The sequence below is a fragment of the Pseudomonas sp. TYF_14 genome, from assembly GCF_043105275.1.
GTDB lineage: Bacteria > Pseudomonadota > Gammaproteobacteria > Pseudomonadales > Pseudomonadaceae > Aquipseudomonas > Aquipseudomonas alloputida.
The window spans coordinates 1-15,269 of the sequence record NZ_JBICLK010000003.1 but is presented as its reverse complement, the minus strand read 5'-3'; the positions used below and the strand labels follow the sequence as shown (position 1 = coordinate 15,269).

Here is a 15,269-nt window from a genome sequence, read left to right as displayed (position 1 = left end):
GTTTTGTGTTGGCCCGTTCGCGGGTTAACCCGCGAAGAGGCCCTCAAGGCTTACGCGTTGCCATGTGCCCCAAATAGGCCAACAGCGCATCCAGTTCCTGGTCACTCAACACACTTTCGGCAAACCCCGGCATCTTCGCCTGCGGCCACCGCCGCAGGCTTTGCGGGTCGCGTATCAACTTGCGTAAATAAACCGGCTGAAAATACTCGGTCGGGTTATACGGCACATTCAAGTCCGGCCCCACCTGCCCATCCCCCGCACCGTTCAACCGGTGGCACACCAGGCAGTTCTGCTGGAACAGGGCAAAGCCCTGACGCACCGGGCTGTCGGCCGGCAGCTTCGGGTCGGGCAGCAGCGCAGGAAACCGCTGGTCCACCGGGGCCAGCTTGCGAAGGGTGGCAATCTGGAATGGCCACTGTTCAGGGCGGATGCCGCTGGCCTGCGGCGCAGTCCACACCAGGTAGAACGGCCCGGCACTTGGCTTGCCTTGACCCAGTGGCGGCCACGGCTTGCCTGGGTCTTCCACGGCCAGCCAGGCCCGTGCTGGCCCTGGCTGCAGCAATGCCGCAGCGGGCATTTCGGCGGCAAAGCCATCCAGCGCCACGGCCTGCAGGTGATCGCGGGCGCTCACGCCTTCCAGCAACGTGGCCAGCGGCACCGCCCGATAGTGCATGGGGCGTTTGTAGGATACGTCCTGCTCGATACTGATGTCCTGGGCCTCAGGGTGGCCAAGCAGTTCGGCGCTGCTCCACTGGCGCGGTGTAGCGCCCAGTTCAAGGTGCAGTTGCGCCGCCGACAATGGCAGGCTCAGGAGCAACGCTAGCAGGGCAAGGCAGTGGCGCATAGGCAATCTCCGACCATCAAGGCCAGCAGGTTACCTGTGCGTTGCCCGTTGGCGCCACCGCTGCCGTCAGCCAAACAAACGTGTCAGGTTCGGCAAGATCAATAGCAACGTGGTGGCGAATAAAATGAGCCCAGCTTGGCGAATTTTCGATTGTCTGAACATGGCGGACCGCCTTCTTGTTGTTATTCCTGAATACCCGTTGGCTTCCTTGTCGTCGCGCTTCGGGTCGATCGCAGCGGCATTGCATGGCGCCGGACTGCTTGCCTCTTGAAAGTGGATATACCTTCAACAGTAGGGTGTGCGTTATCCATATTTGAGAACCCTTTGTTCTAACCGTGCACTAAAACCATTCCTCTGGCTATGAGACCAAGTGCTATCTAGCTGGCACGCTCTATCTAGACAGTGGCGCAACTACCCGGCACGCGCCGACGAAATGTGACCGTTCGTCAGTGCAGCCTACTTGCTTGTACGTGCCTTTCGCGGCAGTCTCTACAGCAGATTCCCACCCATGTCGTTCAGGACTACCCCTATGTCGTTACGCATCTGCATCCTTGAAACCGATGTCCTGCGACCGGAGTTGACGGCGCAATATCAGGGCTACGGCAGGATGTTCGAGCAGCTCTTCTCGCGTCAGCCGATTGCCGCCGAATTTTGTGTGTACAACGTGATGCACGGCGACTATCCCGCCGACAGTGAAAAGTTCGATGCCTACCTTGTGACGGGCAGCAAGGCCGATTCGTTCGGTACCGACCCGTGGATCCAGACGCTAAAGGCCTACCTGCTCAAGCTGTACGAGCGCGGTGAAAAGCTGCTGGGCGTGTGTTTTGGCCACCAGTTGCTGGCCTTGACCCTGGGTGGCAAGGCCGAGCGGGCTGAGCAAGGTTGGGGCGTGGGTATTCATCGCTACTCGTTGGCGGCGCATGCGCCCTGGATGGACCCGGAGGTGTCGGAGCTGACCTTGCTGATCAGTCACCAGGACCAGGTGACCGAACTGCCGGAAGGCGCTACGGTGATCGCCTCCAGCGATTTCTGCCCGAATGCCGCGTATCACATTCGCGACCAGGTGCTGTGCTTCCAGGGCCACCCGGAATTCGTGCATGACTATTCCCGCGCACTGCTCGATGCGCGCCAGGAATACCTGGGTGACGAGGTGTACCACAAGGCCGTCGCCAGCCTGGCCACCGAGCACCAGGGTGATTTGGTAGGGGAGTGGATGTTGCGCTTTATCCAGCAGCCGTCAAAGGCCGGCGACAGCGCCGCGTAATCGGTGGCAACCCTTCGCGGGCACGCCCGCTCCCACAGGTGATGCACAATTTCCAGCATTGTGCGCAACCTGTGGGAGCGGGCGCGCCCGCGAAGAGGCCATCAAAGCCAACCCGATTTCTTGAAGCTCGCATACAAGCCGGCACACCCCGTCGCAATCACCCCCAATACCGCGAAGTAACCGTAGTGCCAGCTCAGCTCCGGCATGTTCTGGAAGTTCATCCCGTAAACCCCGGCAATCGCCGTAGGGAATGCCAGAATCGCCGCCCAGGCCGCGAATTTGCGCTGCACGATGCTTTGCCGTGACGACTCCAGCAGCATGCCGATCTCGATCGTCTGGCTGGCAATGTCGCGGATGCCGGCCAAGTCTTCCATCTGCCGTGTCACGTGAATTTGCACATCACGAAAGTACGGGCGCATGTTCTTGTCGATGAACGGGAAGCTCAGGCGCTGCAGTTCTTCGCTCACTTCAACCAGGGGTGCCACGTAGCGGCGCAGGCGCAGGATGTCACGGCGCAGGCTGTGCAGGCGGCGGATGTCGTCTTCCCGCAGCGAGCCGCCCAGTACGCTTTCCTCCAGCGCTTCGATCTCGCCATGAATGGCCTCGCTGACCGGCTGGTAGTTCTCGGTGACGAAGTCGAGCAGGGCGTACAGCACGAAGTCTTCGCCATGTTCCAGCAGCAGCGGCCGAGCCTCGCAGCGCTGGCGGACCATGGCGTAGGATTTGGAGTGGCCGTTGCGGCAGGTGATGATGTAGCCGTTGCCCGCGAAGATATGGGTTTCGATGAATTCCAGCTTGCCTTCGTGGCGCACTGGCGAATAGGTGACGATGAACAACGCGTCACCGAAGGTTTCCAGCTTGGGCCGGCTGTGTTTTTCCAGGGCATCTTCGATGGCCAGTTCATGCAGGTTGAACTGCGACTGCAGGTTGGCCAGCTCTTCGGCATTGGGCTCTTCCAGGCCGATCCACACGAAATGCCCCGGCTTGCGCGCCCACTCGCTGCCTTCGTCGATGCTGATGTTGGTGACCTTTCTGCCGGCGCTGTACACCGCCGATGCCACGACTCGACCCATGGTTGTCCGCTTATTCGTTTGAACACGGATACAGCTTGGGCTGTACCCGGCTCCAGAGCAACCCCGGATCAGGCCAGTTCTTTTTCCATGCGGTCAATGCACTGCTGCATTTGCCCACGGCATTGCTCGATCAGCGCTGGCAGGTCCTGCAGCGTCATGCCCGTCGTGGCAATGGGCGGCAGCGAGCGCACAATCACCGTGCGCTGGCGCCAGCTGTTCAGGCTCAGGCGCCTGGCATATCGGCTGACGCAGACCGGCACGATCGGCACACCGGCCTCGATGGCCATGTGAAATGCGCCTTTCTTGAACGCCAGCAGATGCTCGCCGGGATTGCGGGTGCCTTCGGGGAAAATCCAGATCGAGGTGTCGTCCTGCAGAACCCGGGTGGTCTTCTGTAAGGCCCTGCGCGCCTGATAGGCATTCTTGCGGTCGACCAGCACGTTGCCGCCCAGCCAGAACAGTTGGCCGAACAGCGGGATCCAGCCCAGGCTCTTCTTGCCGATGGCGACGGTGCGCTGCGGCACCACTTGGCCCAGCACGAACAGATCGAAGTTGGACTGGTGGTTGGCCACGATCACGCAGCCGGGCGGGTGGTCCCACAATGGGCCGACTTCGGCCTTGACCTTGATGCGCATCAGCCAGGTGGCCGGCAAGCTGTAGAGCCGGGCGAAAACGCGGCTGTTGTCAGGGTTGAAGGGGCGGCACAGACCAATGAGCAGGCCCACGGCGCCAACGGCAAGAAAATGCAGCCCCAGCAGGAACATACGCAATGAATAAAGCATGGTACGACTCACACCAGACGGTCGCGGGGCAGTGTACGGGTGTGCACTGGCTGGGGCAAACCTTGGTGCAGGCCTGTTACGGCCCTTTCGCGGGCAAGCCCGCGAAAAGGGCCCGTGCGGCTAGCCCATATGCTGCTGATCCAGCTCGATCGCCTTGTCCAGCGCCTCCAGCAGCCCTTTGCGCACTTTCAGCTTGGTGTTCTTGTGCGCCAGCATGTTCAGCTTCTTCAGCTCCCGCGCTGCGGTCATTGCCGCTTCCTGCAACTGCTCGGCCGGCACCACCTTGTCGAGGAAGCCGGCATCCACGGCACCCTGCGGGTCAAACACTTCGGCATTGATCACCGAGCGGTGGAAGGCCGAGCGGCGCAGGCGGTCGCGGGCCAGTTCAATGCCGGCGTGGTGCATGGTCATGCCGATCTGCACTTCGTTCAGGCATACCTTGTACGGCCCTTCGACGCCAATGCGGTAGTCGGCCGACAGCAGCAGGAAGGCGCCCTTGGCCACGGCATTGCCGGGGCAGGCGACCACCACCGGGAACGGGTGCGACAGCAGCCGGCGGGCGAGGGTGGAACCGGCGGTGACCAGGCTGATGGCCTCTTGCGGGCCGCGGGTCATCACCTTGAGGTCGTAACCGCCTGACAGAATGCCCGGTTGCCCGGTGATGATCACTACTGCACGCTCCTCGGTCGCGCGGTCCAGCGCTGCATTGAAGGCAGTGATGACGTCCGGCGAGATGGCATTGACCTTGCCGTTGTTCAGGGTAAGGGTGGCGATGCCGTCTTCGGCGTGGTAGGTAATCAGCTCGCTCATGGCAGAGTCCTTTTGTTGGCGTGGCGACGACGTTACCCAGCGCCAGGGGCGAGGTAAAGCAGCAAGGCTGACTGGTCGGTCAGTGCTCATGGCAGCCCAAGTGCAAATACATGAAAAAATTGAAAAAAATGCTTGCCAAAGGGAAAGTCTTTCACTAAATTAGCGCACCTCGACAGGCCGCAAGGTTTGAAGAGAAACGGTGAAGTGTCCGAGTGGTCGAAGGAGCACGCCTGGAAAGTGTGTATACGAGAAATCGTATCAAGGGTTCAAATCCCTTCTTCACCGCCACATTCTACGAAAAGCCCCCGCGCTGAAAAGTACGGGGGCTTTTTGTTTTCAGGGCCATTGGGGCTGCTGTGCAGCCCATCGCGACACAAGCGGGCTTGCCCGCGAAGCCAACACCGTGGTGGATGGCACGGGCTTCGCCCGTGTTCGCGGGCAAGCCCGCTCCCACAGGTCGCGAAAGGGCCGCAGAGCGGCCCCGGCAATCTAGAAGCTGATCGAAGCCGAAAGCCGAGCGGTACGCGGTGCCCCCTGGAACAGGTAGTTATCCCCCAGGTAATCCCCCACATCGCGCCAGTAACGCTTGTCCAGCACGTTATCCACCGTCAGCCGCAGCACCGTGTCATACCCGGCAATACGGGTCCTGTAGCGGCTGCCAAGGTCGAACACGGTATACCCGCCAACCTTCACATTGCCCGCCTGGCTCGCATACTTGCTGGCGCTATACCGCGCACCGCCCAGCAGCGCGAGCCCCGGAACCGGCAGGGTATATTCCGCATGCAGCGCCGCCCGGAATTTAGGCACGTTGATCGCCTGGTGCCCTTCATAGGCTTCGGTACCGCTGTTCTGCACCCGCGCGCGAATGGCTGCCGCACTGGCCTGTACCTGCAGGTTCGGGGTCACCCGGCCGCTGGCGCCCAGTTCCAGGCCGGTATTTTTCTGCTGGCCTTGCTGCACGTAGGTGAAGTTGCCGGTGCCGTCCGGCCGCGCGTACTGGTACGCCTGGCGGATCTGGAACAGGGCGGCACTCAGGCTCAGGCCTTGCCAGTCGTGCTTGACGCCCAGTTCCAGTTGGCGGGAGGTGGTGGGTGCAAGGATCTCAGCTGCATTGCTGGCGAACCAAGGGGCCGTGCCTCCGGCAGACAGGCCCTTGGCGTAGCTGGCGTATACCGTGGTGTTCGGCTGCGGTTTGTAGATAAGCGCAGCGTTGGGCAGCAGCTCGTATTGGCGGGTATGGCGCCCGGCTACGCCGTTCTCGTCCCAGGTCTTTTCATCCAGGCGCACTTCACGGGCGCCCAGCACGGTCTGCCATTGCTCGTTGAGGCTGATGCGGTCGCTGACGAACAAGCCGTACTGGCGGCTGTCGAGCCGGCGTTCGCTGGCGCCGACGGGTTTGTCGGATGGATCGAGGTCCGGGGCGCCGGTATGGATGTTGCCGGTCCCAAGCCACTCGTTGTAGTACGGGCGCTGATCCAGTGTGCGTCGCTGCGCACTGGTACCCACAGTCAGCTCGTGCCCCACCCCCAGCGCATCGAAGTGCCCGTTGAGCATGGCCTGTGCCTCGTCGGTACGGCGGGTATCGTCGGGGCTGCGGAAGTCATAGATGTCGTAGTCGCCATTGCTGCCGAAAAACGCCCCCTCGCTCGAACCCCAGGCAAACGCGCTGTAGTCGTCGATCACCACTTTGCTGCGGGAGGCGCTCACGGTGCCGGTCCAGGTATCGTTGAAGCGGTATTCGAAGCGCCCGCCCAGGTTCAGCGAGTCGTTCTGCACGGGCTTTGCCCAATGCTGGTAGGCCAGGCGGTCTTCCGGGTCGATGCCGTGGGGCACTTCAGTGCCTCCGAGCAGTTGGTAACCCGGCACCGACGCCTGTTCGCGATGCTGGTACTCGGCATCCAGCTGCAGGGTGGCATCCGGGTTGATCTGCCAGTCGAATGCCAGCGAGGCGAAGTCGCGCTGGCCGTCAGCGTGGTCGACGTAGGTGCGGATGTCTTCATGGGCCAGGTTGGCGCGCAGGCCGAACTGCTTTTCGCTGCCGAACCAGCCGCCAAGGTCGGTGGCCAGGTAGCGTTCGCCCTGTTCGTTGGTCGATACCGTGACGCTGCGTATGTCTTCGGCGCGCTTGGTCACATAGTTGATCAAGCCGCCCGGCTCCGACACGCCGGTCTGCAGCCCGGACAGGCCCTTGAGCAATTCCACCTGCTGCTTGTTTTCCAGGGCTACGTTCTGCTCTCCGGCAATGGTCTGGCCATTGATGCGGTAGCTACTGGCGGCGTTCAGCTCGAAGCCGCGCACATTGAAGTTTTCGTAGTAGCCGATGGGTGCATAGCTTTCGCCGACCGAGGCATCGCTTTGCAACACTTCGCTAAGCTTGCGTACCTGGCGGTCTTCCAGCAACTGCTGGCTGAACACGCTGACAGAGGCGGGGGTGTCGAGCAGTGGCGCGGGCTGGAAGCCGCCCACCGCGGCCTGGCGTGCCTGGTAGCCATCATTGGCGTAGGTGTCGGAGACCTGCAACGGGGCCAGCATCACGCTGTCTTCGGCAAGCACAGAGGGGCACTGCAGGACCAGGCCCAGGCTGAGCAGGCTCAGGGGCAGGCGGGGGTGATGCGGGGGCATGCGGTGGGGCTCCTGGATGCGCGATACCTGTACTGGCCCTTTCGCGGGTAAACCCGCTCCTACACCGGGTGGTGATGCACCGGTTGGTGATACACCAGATGGTGATACCCCTGTAGGAGCGGGTTGACCCGCGAAGAGGCCGGCACAGGCCATGAAAAAGGCGGCATCTTACCAGCCGCCTTCCACATAAAACGATCCAGGCCCGGTGTATTCAGTCAGCCTGTCCTGATCGGCCGCTTGTGCTGCCGCCAGTTGTCATCGATCTTCGACCAGGTCTTGCCATCGGTAATGGCCATCAGCTTGCGTCCATCCTTGAAGGTGGCCAGAAAGGTCGCTTCTTCTTCCTTGCCACCCAACCACAGCCCGGCCAGCAGCCCTACTGGCCCTGCCACCAGGGCGCCGGCCACGCCCCAGCCCAAGGCGCTGCCAAGGCTGCGGTTGGTTTCCAGGCTGGCCAGCCGCAAGTCGCTGATGCGTGCCAGGGAAATCCGCTCACCGGGTGAGGGGCTGCGCGCGGTCTTGAGTGTGAGCGATCCATTGCGATACTCGCCTTCACCTTGCAAGAAATCGCCGGACTGTACCGTGAGTCTTGTCATAAATTCATCCTGTCAGGGAAAGGGCATTCCTGCGCTTACTGAGCGCTGCCCCGGCAGGCAAGTCAACGGCATTGCGACGGAGGGTAGTGCGGTACTTTGTCGCCATGGCTGGCCTCTTCGCGGGCATGCCCGTACCCACAGGCGTATCACTGCCCTGAGGTTTGTGAGGCACCTGTGGGAGCGGGCGTGCCCGCGAAGATTCCAGCGAGCATTTTCAGGCCACCTGCAAGGTTTTCTTGCGCTTGCGTTCGGCCCATCCCCAGGCCAGCAACGCCAGCCCGCCAATCACCAGCCCCGCCACCACGATCCCCATCCAGCCCTGGCGCTGGAACAGCTGCGTGCCCAGCAACGACCCAAGCGCCCCGCCAATGAAGTAGCAGGTGATATAACCGGCATTCAGCCGCGTGCGTGCCTCGGGCCGCAGGGCGATCACCGCGTTCTGGTTGCTCACATGCACCAGTTGTACCGCCAGGTCGAGCATCAGCACGCCCAGCAGCAAGGCGAGCAGCGACTGTTCGGCAAACCCCAGCGGCACCCACGACAGCAGCAGCACCACCAGGCCCACGGTGGTACCCAGCGCGCTCTTGCCGCGGTCTGCCAGGCGCCCGGCCCAGTTGGCCGACAATGCACCGGCCGCACCGGCCAGGCCGAACAGGCCGATCACTGCATCCGAATAGTGGTAGGGGCCTTTTGCCAACAGAAACGCCAGGGGGGTCCAGAACAGGGCGAACAGGCTGAATGCCAACAGACCGAGCAGCGAGCGCAGGCGCAGCACGGGCTCTTCGATGAACAGACGGAACACGGAGCCGATCAGCGCCGGGTATTTCAGCCCGGCGTGGCTGTGGTGCTGTGGCAGGCTGCGGTACAGCGCCACGGCGGTAACTGCCATCAGCACTGCGGCCAGCACGTAGATACTGCGCCAGCCACCCAGCTCGGCCATGAAGCCGGCAGCAGTACGCGCCAGCAGGATGCCCAGCAGCAGGCCGCTCATCAGTGTGCCGACCGCGCGCCCACGCTGATGGGGCTCACTCAGGGTCGCTGCCATCGGCACGAGGATCTGTGCCACCACCGAGAACAGCCCGGTCAGCGCCGTGCCGAGCAGCAGCCAGGGCAGGCTGGGTGCACAGGCGCTGATGACCAGGCCCAGGGTGGAGACAACGGTCATCACGGTAATCAGCCGGCGCTGCTCGAACAGGTCGCCCAGCGGTGCCAGCAGCAACAGGCCGGCGCCATAGCTGAGTTGCGCGGCAATCACGATGCTGCCGGCGCTGGCGGTGCTCAAGCCAAACTGCTGGGCGATGCTGTGCAGCAGTGGTTGGGCGTAATAGTTGCTGGCCACGGCCAGGCCTGTGGCGGTGGCCATCAGCAGGATCAAGGCGCGGCTGAGAGTGGGGGTGTGCATGCAATTCTCGTGGGGCAGTGGTGTGTAGTGATGATTATCAGTAAGTGTCAGGCATGACACCAATGTATAGTTTTCAGCCTATTCATCTTGAAAGCAGATAGATCGATGAACCTCAAGCAGCTCGAATATGCCCTTGCCGTGGCCGACACCGGCAGTTTTACCCGCGCGGCGGAGCGCTGCCATGTGGTGCAGTCGGCCCTTAGCCATCAAGTGGCGCGGCTGGAGGCGCAGCTGGGGGTGAGCCTGTTCGAGCGTAGTTCGCGGCGGGTACGCCTGACCCCTGCGGGGGAAGCCTTTGTGCTCAGCGCGCGGCCCGCGGTGGAGGCGGCCCGGCGCATTGCCGATGACGTGGCGGCGGCCTGCGGCCAGGTGCGCGGGCGGCTGGCGATAGGTGAAATCAGCTCGCTCACCGCGCTGGACCTGGTCGATCTGTTGGCGGTGTTTCACGGTCGTTTCCCGGATGTGGATGTGCGCTGGCTCACGGCCAAGAGCGAATTGCTGATCGCTGACGTACTCGAGCGGCGCCTGGACGTCGGCTTTATCGGGCTGTGGCAGGGCGAAGTAGTGCAGGGAGTGCAGCATCGGTTGCTGGCCAGGGAAGAACTGGTGGCGGTGTTGCCGTTGGGGCATCGCCTGGCGGGCAGGGCACAGCTGGCGCTGGCTGACCTGGCAGGCGAAGTGTTGGTGGACTTCCCCGAAGGCACCGGGGCGCGACGACAGACTGACGAGGCGTTTCAGGCGGTGGGGTTGCAGCGCAGGGTGCAGTTCGAGATCGGGCATGTTCGTCTGGTGGAGAAATTCGTGCTGCGGGGCATGGCCGTCGGCCTGGTGCCCGAGCGGGTGGCTCAAGGCATCGAAGGTGTAGCCGTGGCGCGGTTGGTGGATGCGCCGGTGCGGCACTTGTATGCGGTGTGGTCGTCCAGCCCCACACCGGCTGCCCGGGCTTTTCTGGACGTGATGGAGCAGTGCCTGGGGGCAAAGTAAGGCTAAGCCTGTGCCGGCCTTTTCGCGGCACAGGCAAGCGTTCAATCAGGCTGCAAACCCACCATCTACAGTCAGGCTGGCCCCGGTGATATACCCGGCTTCAGGCCCTGCCAGGTAAGCCACGAAGCTGGCAATCTCCTCCGGCTCGCCATATCGCCCAATGGCCATCAGCGGAATCAGGCTCTCGGCAAACTCGCCACTGGCCGGGTTCATGTCGGTGTCCACCGGGCCGGGCTGCACGTTGTTCACGGTAATGCCCTGCGGCCCGAGGTCGCGTGCCATGCCGCGGGTCAGACCAACCAGTGCCGACTTGCTCATGGCGTACGGTGCACCACCGGCAAACGGCATGCGCTCGGCGTTGGTGCTGCCAATGTTGATGATACGACCGCCCTGGCCCATATAGCGTGCCGCGGCCTGGCTGGCGACGAACACGCTGCGTACGTTCACGGCCAGCATATGATCGAAGTCGGCCAGGTCGAACTCTGTCACTGGGGCCACTGCCAGCACACCGGCGTTGTTGACCAGGATATCCAGCCGGCCCAAGGCCTTCACGGTGTCATCCACCGCCAGCTGCACGGCCGCGGCATCAGCGCTGTCAGCCCGCAGGGCCAAGGCTTTGCCGCCGTTCTCGGTAATTTCCCGAGCCAGTTCTTCAGCCGGGCCGGCAGAGCTGACATAGGTGAAGGCCACTTGCGCGCCTTCGCGGGCCAGGCGCCTTACGATAGCTGCGCCAATGCCTCGGGAACCGCCCTGAACCAGGGCCACTTTGCCTTCGAGTGTAAGTTGCTTGGACATGCTGTTCTCCTGCTGGAAGCCAGGCCGAAATGCCTTGGATGGGCACAGTATCGGCGCTCGATTGCCTACTGATAAGATGGTAATCACTATCAGCAGAGTAAACCTTTGGTTGCTAATCATGGCCATGGAATCATTCAGCGCGTTGGAATGCTTCATCCGCAGTGCCGAGGTCGGCAGTTTTGCCGAAGCCGCCAGGCGCCTGAGCCTTACCCCGGCTGCCGTGGGCAAGCACGTTGCGCAGCTGGAAGCGCGCCTGGGTGTGCGGTTGTTCCAGCGTAGTACCCGCAAGCTGACCTTGACCGAAGCGGGGCAGCGTTTTCTTGGCGAGGTCAGTGACAGCTTTCGCACCATTCAGTACGCCGTGGCCAACCTGGCCAGTGCAGAAGGCCAGCCGGCTGGGTCGTTACGGGTGAGCATGGGCACGGTGTTCGGGCGTTTGTATGTGCTGCCGTTGCTGGGGGAATTCTTGCGCCGATACCCGGCGATTACCCCGGATTGGCATTTCGACAACCGCCAGGTCGACCTGATCGGCCAGGGCTTCGATGCAGCGATTGGCGGTGGTTTCGAACTGCCGCCGGGGGTGGTGGCGCGCAAGCTGACCCCGGCGCACCGGGTGTTGGTGGCGGCGCCGGCCTATCTGCAGCGGCACGCGTCGATAGAAGACCCGCAGGCGCTGCAACGCCATGACGGCATCCTGGTGCGGTCACCGCAGACCGGGCGGGTGCGCTCGTGGCCGTTGACCAGCCGTTGGCAGGCGCAACAGCCGCTGCAATTGCGCCAGGCGATGACCATGAGCGATTCGGATGCGGCGTGCGCGGTGGCCGAGCAGGGGCTGGGCATTGCCCTGGTGAGCCTGCCGTTTGCCGTGCCCTACTTGCTGGCCGGGCGGCTGCTGCGGGTGTTGCCGGACTGGTATGTGGACGATGGGCATATCAGCCTGTATTTCGCCGAGCACAAGCTGTTGCCGGGCAAGACCCGGGCGTTCATCGATTTTGTGGTGGAGCAGTTTGCCGAGCAGGGGCTGGCGGGGCGGTTCGATGCCCTGCAGGCCCTTTAGAGAATTATTGCCTGTGCCGGCCTTTTCGCGGGCCCGCCCGCACCCACAGGGATATCACAGCCCTGAAGACAGTGGGGTCCTTGTGGGAGTGGGCGGGCCCGCGAAGAGGCCGGTTCAGACAACATCGACAATGAACGATACCTGTGCGCCCAGGTGCACCTCGTCATCCACCCGCTTGCCCAGCAGTTGTTGCCCCAGCGGCGATCGTGGGGTAATCACCGTCACCAGCCCGTCACCCTCGCCAATCTTCAACCCCGCTGCCTCAGGCCCGAGAAACAGCCTGCGCTGCCCGCCATCTTCATTTTCCAGGGTCACCAGGTTGCTTACCTGCACACCGCGCGCCGGGTCGTAATCACGCAGCAGCAACTGCTGGTAGATCACCAGCGCCTGGCGGATCTCGGCACTGCGGCGGGCCTGGCCGGTGGCCAGGTACGAGGCCTCCAGGCCCAGCGTGTCGTACTTGTTCTCGGCGATGTTCTCTTCGGCGGTGGCGGCCTCGTAGGCGGTTTGCGCCGCGCGGGTCAGCACGTCCAGGTCATGCTCGAGGGTGGCGACAATCAGCGCCAGCAGGTGGGGCTTGTCCATGGTCAGTAACAGAACTCCAGCACGTTGGCCTGGCTTTTTTCGGTGGGCGCGGTACGGTTTTGCTGCAGCCAGAACTGGCACTTGGGGCTGTTGAGGTTGCGCGGGTTGCCTTGGGCGGCATCGGCGGCCTGTTGCAGCTCCTGTTTGTGCAGGATGTCCTTGTAGCGTTCGAACATCTCGGCCTGGGCATCCTGGGCAGTGGCCGGTGCAGGCGTTGCAACGGGGCGGTCTGCATGCGGGGCTACAACCTGGGCCAGAGGTTGCACCTGCTGTGGCCACAACTGCTGGGCCAGCCACAGGCTCGCGGCAATGGCCATGGCGCCTAGCCACAGGCCCAAGGCAACGCACATGATCAACGGCAACGGCTTGAGGGTGATCTTCAATTCACGGTGGCGCGGCATGGCAGCCTCCTGGCAGCGTGGTAGGGGGGCATTGTCGCATGCGCTTGGGCATTTTTCTGCGCAGGTGCTTTTGTCAGCGCCAATTTATGCGCAGAATTCGCGGTTTTTGCACCAGCACGGGAGGGGCGCATGAAAGCCACCTGGGACATCTTCTGCAGCGTCGTCGACAACTACGGCGATATCGGCGTGACCTGGCGCCTGGCCCGGCAGTTGGTGGCCGAGCACGGCCTGGCGGTGCGCCTGTGGGTGGATGACCTCAACGCTTTCACGCCCATGTGCCCTGGCGCCAATGCCACGGCGGCGCAACAGTGGCAGCACGGTGTGGATGTACGCCACTGGCCGGCAGCGTGGTTGCCGGTGGCGCCGGCCGATGTGGTGATCGGCGCATTCGCCTGCCAGTTGCCCGCAGCCTATGTCGAGGCCATGCGTGCCCGCCCGCAGCCGCCGCTCTGGCTCAACCTCGAGTACCTGAGTGCCGAGGACTGGGTGGAGGGTTGCCACGGGTTGCCTTCGCCGCAGCCCAACGGTTTGCGCAAGGTATTTTTCTTCCCGGGCTTTACCGACAAAACGGGCGGTTTGCTGCGCGAGGGTTCGCTGCTGGCCCGGCGTGGCGCGTTCCAGCAGTCGGCGGAGGCGCGCCGTGCCTTTTTGCAGGGGCTTGGTGTAGACCTTGTGCCGGGTGCGCTGCTGATCTCGCTATTTGCCTATGAAAACCCGCAGCTGGGCAACTGGCTTGATGCCCTGGCCACGGCTGACCAGCCTTGCCACCTGTTGGTCCCGCAAGGGCGCGTCGTCGCGGGGCTCAGCCAGTGGTTGGGCGAGGGGCCGCTGCACGTGGGTGATGTGCGCACCCGTGGGGCGCTGACCGTTCAGGTGCTGCCTTTCGTCAGCCAGGACGACTTCGACCGGCTGTTGTGGAGCTGTGATTTCAATGCCGTGCGTGGCGAAGATTCGTTCGTGCGTGCGCAGTGGGCGGGGCAGCCGATGCTGTGGCACATCTATGTGCAGGACGAGAATGCCCATTGGGAAAAGCTCGAAGCTTTCCTCGCGCATTATCGCTGCGGCCTGTCAGACGATGCCGATGCAGCCCTGTTGGGCCTGTGGCGTGCCTGGAACATGGATTTCGACATGGGCCAGGCCTGGCGGGCGGCCCGCCAGCATTGGCCGGAACTGCAGCAGCATGCTCGCCTTTGGGGGGCGCGACAGGCCGCTCAGCCGGACCTTGCCACAGCGCTAGTACACTTTTACCGAAATTCGCTATGATACGCGGCCTCGATTTTTATAAATCCATCCAGATTCGGATACTTCGTAATGAAAACTGGTAAAGAACTGAAACCCGGTACCGTCCTGCGGATCGACAACGACCCGTGGCTGGTTCAAAAAGCTGAGTTCACCAAGTCGGGCCGTAACAGCGCGATCATGAAGACCAAGCTGAAGAACCTGCTGACCGGCTACAAGACCGAAACCGTATACGGTGCGGACGACAAGCTGGACGACGTGATCCTGGATCGCAAAGAAGCGACCCTGTCGTTCATCAATGGTGACGAGTACACCTTCATGGACACCACCGACTACACCATGTACGAGCTGAACGCCGAGGACATCGAAGCCGTTCTGCCGTACATCGAAGAAGGCATGGAAGACGTCTGCGAAGCCGTGTTCTTCGAAGGCCGTCTGGTGTCGGTTGAGCTGCCGACCACCATCAGCCGTAAAGTTGTCTACACCGAGAACGCTGCTCGCGGTGACACCTCCGGCAAAGTCATGAAGCCTGCCAAGCTGGCGAACGGTACCGAGATCTCGGTTGCCGACTTCATCCAGATCGACGAGTGGATCGACATCGACACTCGCGACAACAGCTTCAAAGGCCGTTCCAAGAAGTAAAACTTCTTGCGAGACGCAAAAAACCCGGCGCAAGCCGGGTTTTTTTATGCCTGTGTGCTCGTGCTTTTGTGGGTGCAACTGTCATGCTCAATTTCTAAAAGCTGGCGCAGATCCGTGTGGGAGCGGGCTTGCCCGCGAACACGGGCGAAGCCCGTGCCATCCACCGCGGTGTT

General features: G+C 62.7%; 15 protein-coding genes and 1 tRNA gene. 6 read left to right on the top strand and 10 right to left on the bottom strand.

The features are described 5' to 3' along the window. Positions 1 to 43: 43 nt before the first annotated feature. On the bottom strand, positions 44 to 844 hold the full coding sequence (locus tag ACF8O8_RS00715) for a c-type cytochrome (RefSeq protein ID WP_392509113.1): 801 nt from the start codon (positions 842 to 844) through the stop codon (positions 44 to 46). 529 nt (positions 845 to 1,373) lie between these two features. Between ACF8O8_RS00715 and ACF8O8_RS00710 the strand changes: the two genes are divergently transcribed. Beyond that, a complete protein-coding gene (locus tag ACF8O8_RS00710; protein ID WP_010952873.1) occupies positions 1,374 to 2,108 on the top strand; it encodes an amidotransferase in 735 nt (244 codons plus the stop codon). A 101-nt stretch (positions 2,109 to 2,209) separates the two neighbouring features. Here the strand turns inward: ACF8O8_RS00710 and ACF8O8_RS00705 are convergent, their stop codons facing one another. The 3 genes from ACF8O8_RS00705 to ACF8O8_RS00695 form a co-directional block, all read right to left on the bottom strand. Further along, on the bottom strand, positions 2,210 to 3,181 hold the full coding sequence (locus tag ACF8O8_RS00705; protein ID WP_010952874.1) for a magnesium and cobalt transport protein CorA: 972 nt from the start codon (positions 3,179 to 3,181) through the stop codon (positions 2,210 to 2,212). A 68-nt stretch (positions 3,182 to 3,249) separates the two neighbouring features. Next, entirely contained in the window at positions 3,250 to 3,963 is a 714-nt protein-coding gene (locus ACF8O8_RS00700) for a 1-acyl-sn-glycerol-3-phosphate acyltransferase (protein ID WP_020192669.1), read from the bottom strand. 120 nt (positions 3,964 to 4,083) lie between these two features. Then, complete coding sequence (locus tag ACF8O8_RS00695) at positions 4,084 to 4,773, bottom strand: crotonase/enoyl-CoA hydratase family protein (protein WP_076403568.1); 690 nt, start codon at positions 4,771 to 4,773, stop codon at positions 4,084 to 4,086. Between the two features lie 198 nt (positions 4,774 to 4,971). Between ACF8O8_RS00695 and ACF8O8_RS00690 the strand changes: the two genes are divergently transcribed. Beyond that, positions 4,972 to 5,061: transfer RNA gene (locus tag ACF8O8_RS00690), tRNA-Ser, on the top strand. Positions 5,062 to 5,262: 201 nt separating this feature from the next. Here the strand turns inward: ACF8O8_RS00690 and ACF8O8_RS00685 are convergent. The 3 genes from ACF8O8_RS00685 to ACF8O8_RS00675 all read right to left on the bottom strand — a co-directional run bounded on the left by ACF8O8_RS00685 (position 5,263) and on the right by ACF8O8_RS00675 (position 9,393). Next, positions 5,263 to 7,395, bottom strand: a complete 2,133-nt coding sequence (locus ACF8O8_RS00685) for a TonB-dependent siderophore receptor (RefSeq protein WP_392509112.1) — start codon at positions 7,393 to 7,395, stop codon at positions 5,263 to 5,265. A 215-nt stretch (positions 7,396 to 7,610) separates the two neighbouring features. Beyond that, positions 7,611 to 7,991 carry a hypothetical protein gene (locus ACF8O8_RS00680; protein WP_012053335.1) on the bottom strand — a complete coding sequence of 127 codons (381 nt, stop codon included), beginning with the start codon at positions 7,989 to 7,991 and terminating at the stop codon, positions 7,611 to 7,613. 214 nt (positions 7,992 to 8,205) lie between these two features. Further along, on the bottom strand, positions 8,206 to 9,393 hold the full coding sequence (locus ACF8O8_RS00675; protein ID WP_392509111.1) for an MFS transporter: 1,188 nt from the start codon (positions 9,391 to 9,393) through the stop codon (positions 8,206 to 8,208). A 105-nt stretch (positions 9,394 to 9,498) separates the two neighbouring features. Here ACF8O8_RS00675 and ACF8O8_RS00670 point away from each other — a divergent pair, with 105 nt between their 5' ends. Then, the gene (locus tag ACF8O8_RS00670; RefSeq protein WP_392509110.1) at positions 9,499 to 10,377 is read left to right on the top strand and encodes a LysR family transcriptional regulator; all 879 of its coding nucleotides are present in this window, start codon (positions 9,499 to 9,501) and stop codon (positions 10,375 to 10,377) included. A 45-nt stretch (positions 10,378 to 10,422) separates the two neighbouring features. Here the strand turns inward: ACF8O8_RS00670 and ACF8O8_RS00665 are convergent, their stop codons facing one another. Next, a complete protein-coding gene (locus ACF8O8_RS00665) occupies positions 10,423 to 11,172 on the bottom strand; it encodes a 3-oxoacyl-ACP reductase family protein (RefSeq protein WP_064490987.1) in 750 nt (249 codons plus the stop codon). 118 nt (positions 11,173 to 11,290) lie between these two features. Between ACF8O8_RS00665 and ACF8O8_RS00660 the strand changes: the two genes are divergently transcribed. Beyond that, complete coding sequence (locus ACF8O8_RS00660) at positions 11,291 to 12,229, top strand: LysR family transcriptional regulator (protein ID WP_010952884.1); 939 nt, start codon at positions 11,291 to 11,293, stop codon at positions 12,227 to 12,229. A 114-nt stretch (positions 12,230 to 12,343) separates the two neighbouring features. Here the strand turns inward: ACF8O8_RS00660 and ACF8O8_RS00655 are convergent, their stop codons facing one another. Together ACF8O8_RS00655 and ACF8O8_RS00650 are read right to left on the bottom strand one after the other, a co-directional pair. Continuing rightward, complete coding sequence (locus ACF8O8_RS00655; protein ID WP_010952885.1) at positions 12,344 to 12,814, bottom strand: GreA/GreB family elongation factor; 471 nt, start codon at positions 12,812 to 12,814, stop codon at positions 12,344 to 12,346. A gap of 2 nt (positions 12,815 to 12,816) precedes the next feature. After that, a complete protein-coding gene (locus ACF8O8_RS00650) occupies positions 12,817 to 13,215 on the bottom strand; it encodes a hypothetical protein (RefSeq protein ID WP_020193656.1) in 399 nt (132 codons plus the stop codon). A 129-nt stretch (positions 13,216 to 13,344) separates the two neighbouring features. Between ACF8O8_RS00650 and earP the strand changes: the two genes are divergently transcribed. Together earP and efp are read left to right on the top strand one after the other, a co-directional pair. Then, complete coding sequence (gene earP / locus ACF8O8_RS00645) at positions 13,345 to 14,478, top strand: elongation factor P maturation arginine rhamnosyltransferase EarP (RefSeq protein ID WP_392509109.1); 1,134 nt, start codon at positions 13,345 to 13,347, stop codon at positions 14,476 to 14,478. 48 nt (positions 14,479 to 14,526) lie between these two features. Further along, on the top strand, positions 14,527 to 15,096 hold the full coding sequence (gene efp / locus ACF8O8_RS00640) for an elongation factor P (protein WP_003252871.1): 570 nt from the start codon (positions 14,527 to 14,529) through the stop codon (positions 15,094 to 15,096). Positions 15,097 to 15,269: the final 173 nt, after the last annotated feature.

Excerpts from the sequence above, each read along its gene's own strand:
- ACF8O8_RS00715 (WP_392509113.1), bottom strand. The coding sequence starts at position 844 with ATGCGCCACTGCCTTGCCCTGCTAGCGTTGCTCCTGAGCCTGCCATTG.
- ACF8O8_RS00710 (WP_010952873.1), top strand. The coding sequence starts at position 1,374 with ATGTCGTTACGCATCTGCATCCTTGAAACCGATGTCCTGCGACCGGAG.
- ACF8O8_RS00705 (WP_010952874.1), bottom strand. The coding sequence starts at position 3,181 with ATGGGTCGAGTCGTGGCATCGGCGGTGTACAGCGCCGGCAGAAAGGTC.
- ACF8O8_RS00700 (WP_020192669.1), bottom strand. The coding sequence starts at position 3,963 with ATGCTTTATTCATTGCGTATGTTCCTGCTGGGGCTGCATTTTCTTGCC.
- ACF8O8_RS00695 (WP_076403568.1), bottom strand. The coding sequence starts at position 4,773 with ATGAGCGAGCTGATTACCTACCACGCCGAAGACGGCATCGCCACCCTT.
- ACF8O8_RS00685 (WP_392509112.1), bottom strand. The coding sequence starts at position 7,395 with ATGCCCCCGCATCACCCCCGCCTGCCCCTGAGCCTGCTCAGCCTGGGC.
- ACF8O8_RS00680 (WP_012053335.1), bottom strand. The coding sequence starts at position 7,991 with ATGACAAGACTCACGGTACAGTCCGGCGATTTCTTGCAAGGTGAAGGC.
- ACF8O8_RS00675 (WP_392509111.1), bottom strand. The coding sequence starts at position 9,393 with ATGCACACCCCCACTCTCAGCCGCGCCTTGATCCTGCTGATGGCCACC.
- ACF8O8_RS00670 (WP_392509110.1), top strand. The coding sequence starts at position 9,499 with ATGAACCTCAAGCAGCTCGAATATGCCCTTGCCGTGGCCGACACCGGC.
- ACF8O8_RS00665 (WP_064490987.1), bottom strand. The coding sequence starts at position 11,172 with ATGTCCAAGCAACTTACACTCGAAGGCAAAGTGGCCCTGGTTCAGGGC.
- ACF8O8_RS00660 (WP_010952884.1), top strand. The coding sequence starts at position 11,291 with ATGGCCATGGAATCATTCAGCGCGTTGGAATGCTTCATCCGCAGTGCC.
- ACF8O8_RS00655 (WP_010952885.1), bottom strand. The coding sequence starts at position 12,814 with ATGGACAAGCCCCACCTGCTGGCGCTGATTGTCGCCACCCTCGAGCAT.
- ACF8O8_RS00650 (WP_020193656.1), bottom strand. The coding sequence starts at position 13,215 with ATGCCGCGCCACCGTGAATTGAAGATCACCCTCAAGCCGTTGCCGTTG.
- earP (WP_392509109.1), top strand. The coding sequence starts at position 13,345 with ATGAAAGCCACCTGGGACATCTTCTGCAGCGTCGTCGACAACTACGGC.
- efp (WP_003252871.1), top strand. The coding sequence starts at position 14,527 with ATGAAAACTGGTAAAGAACTGAAACCCGGTACCGTCCTGCGGATCGAC.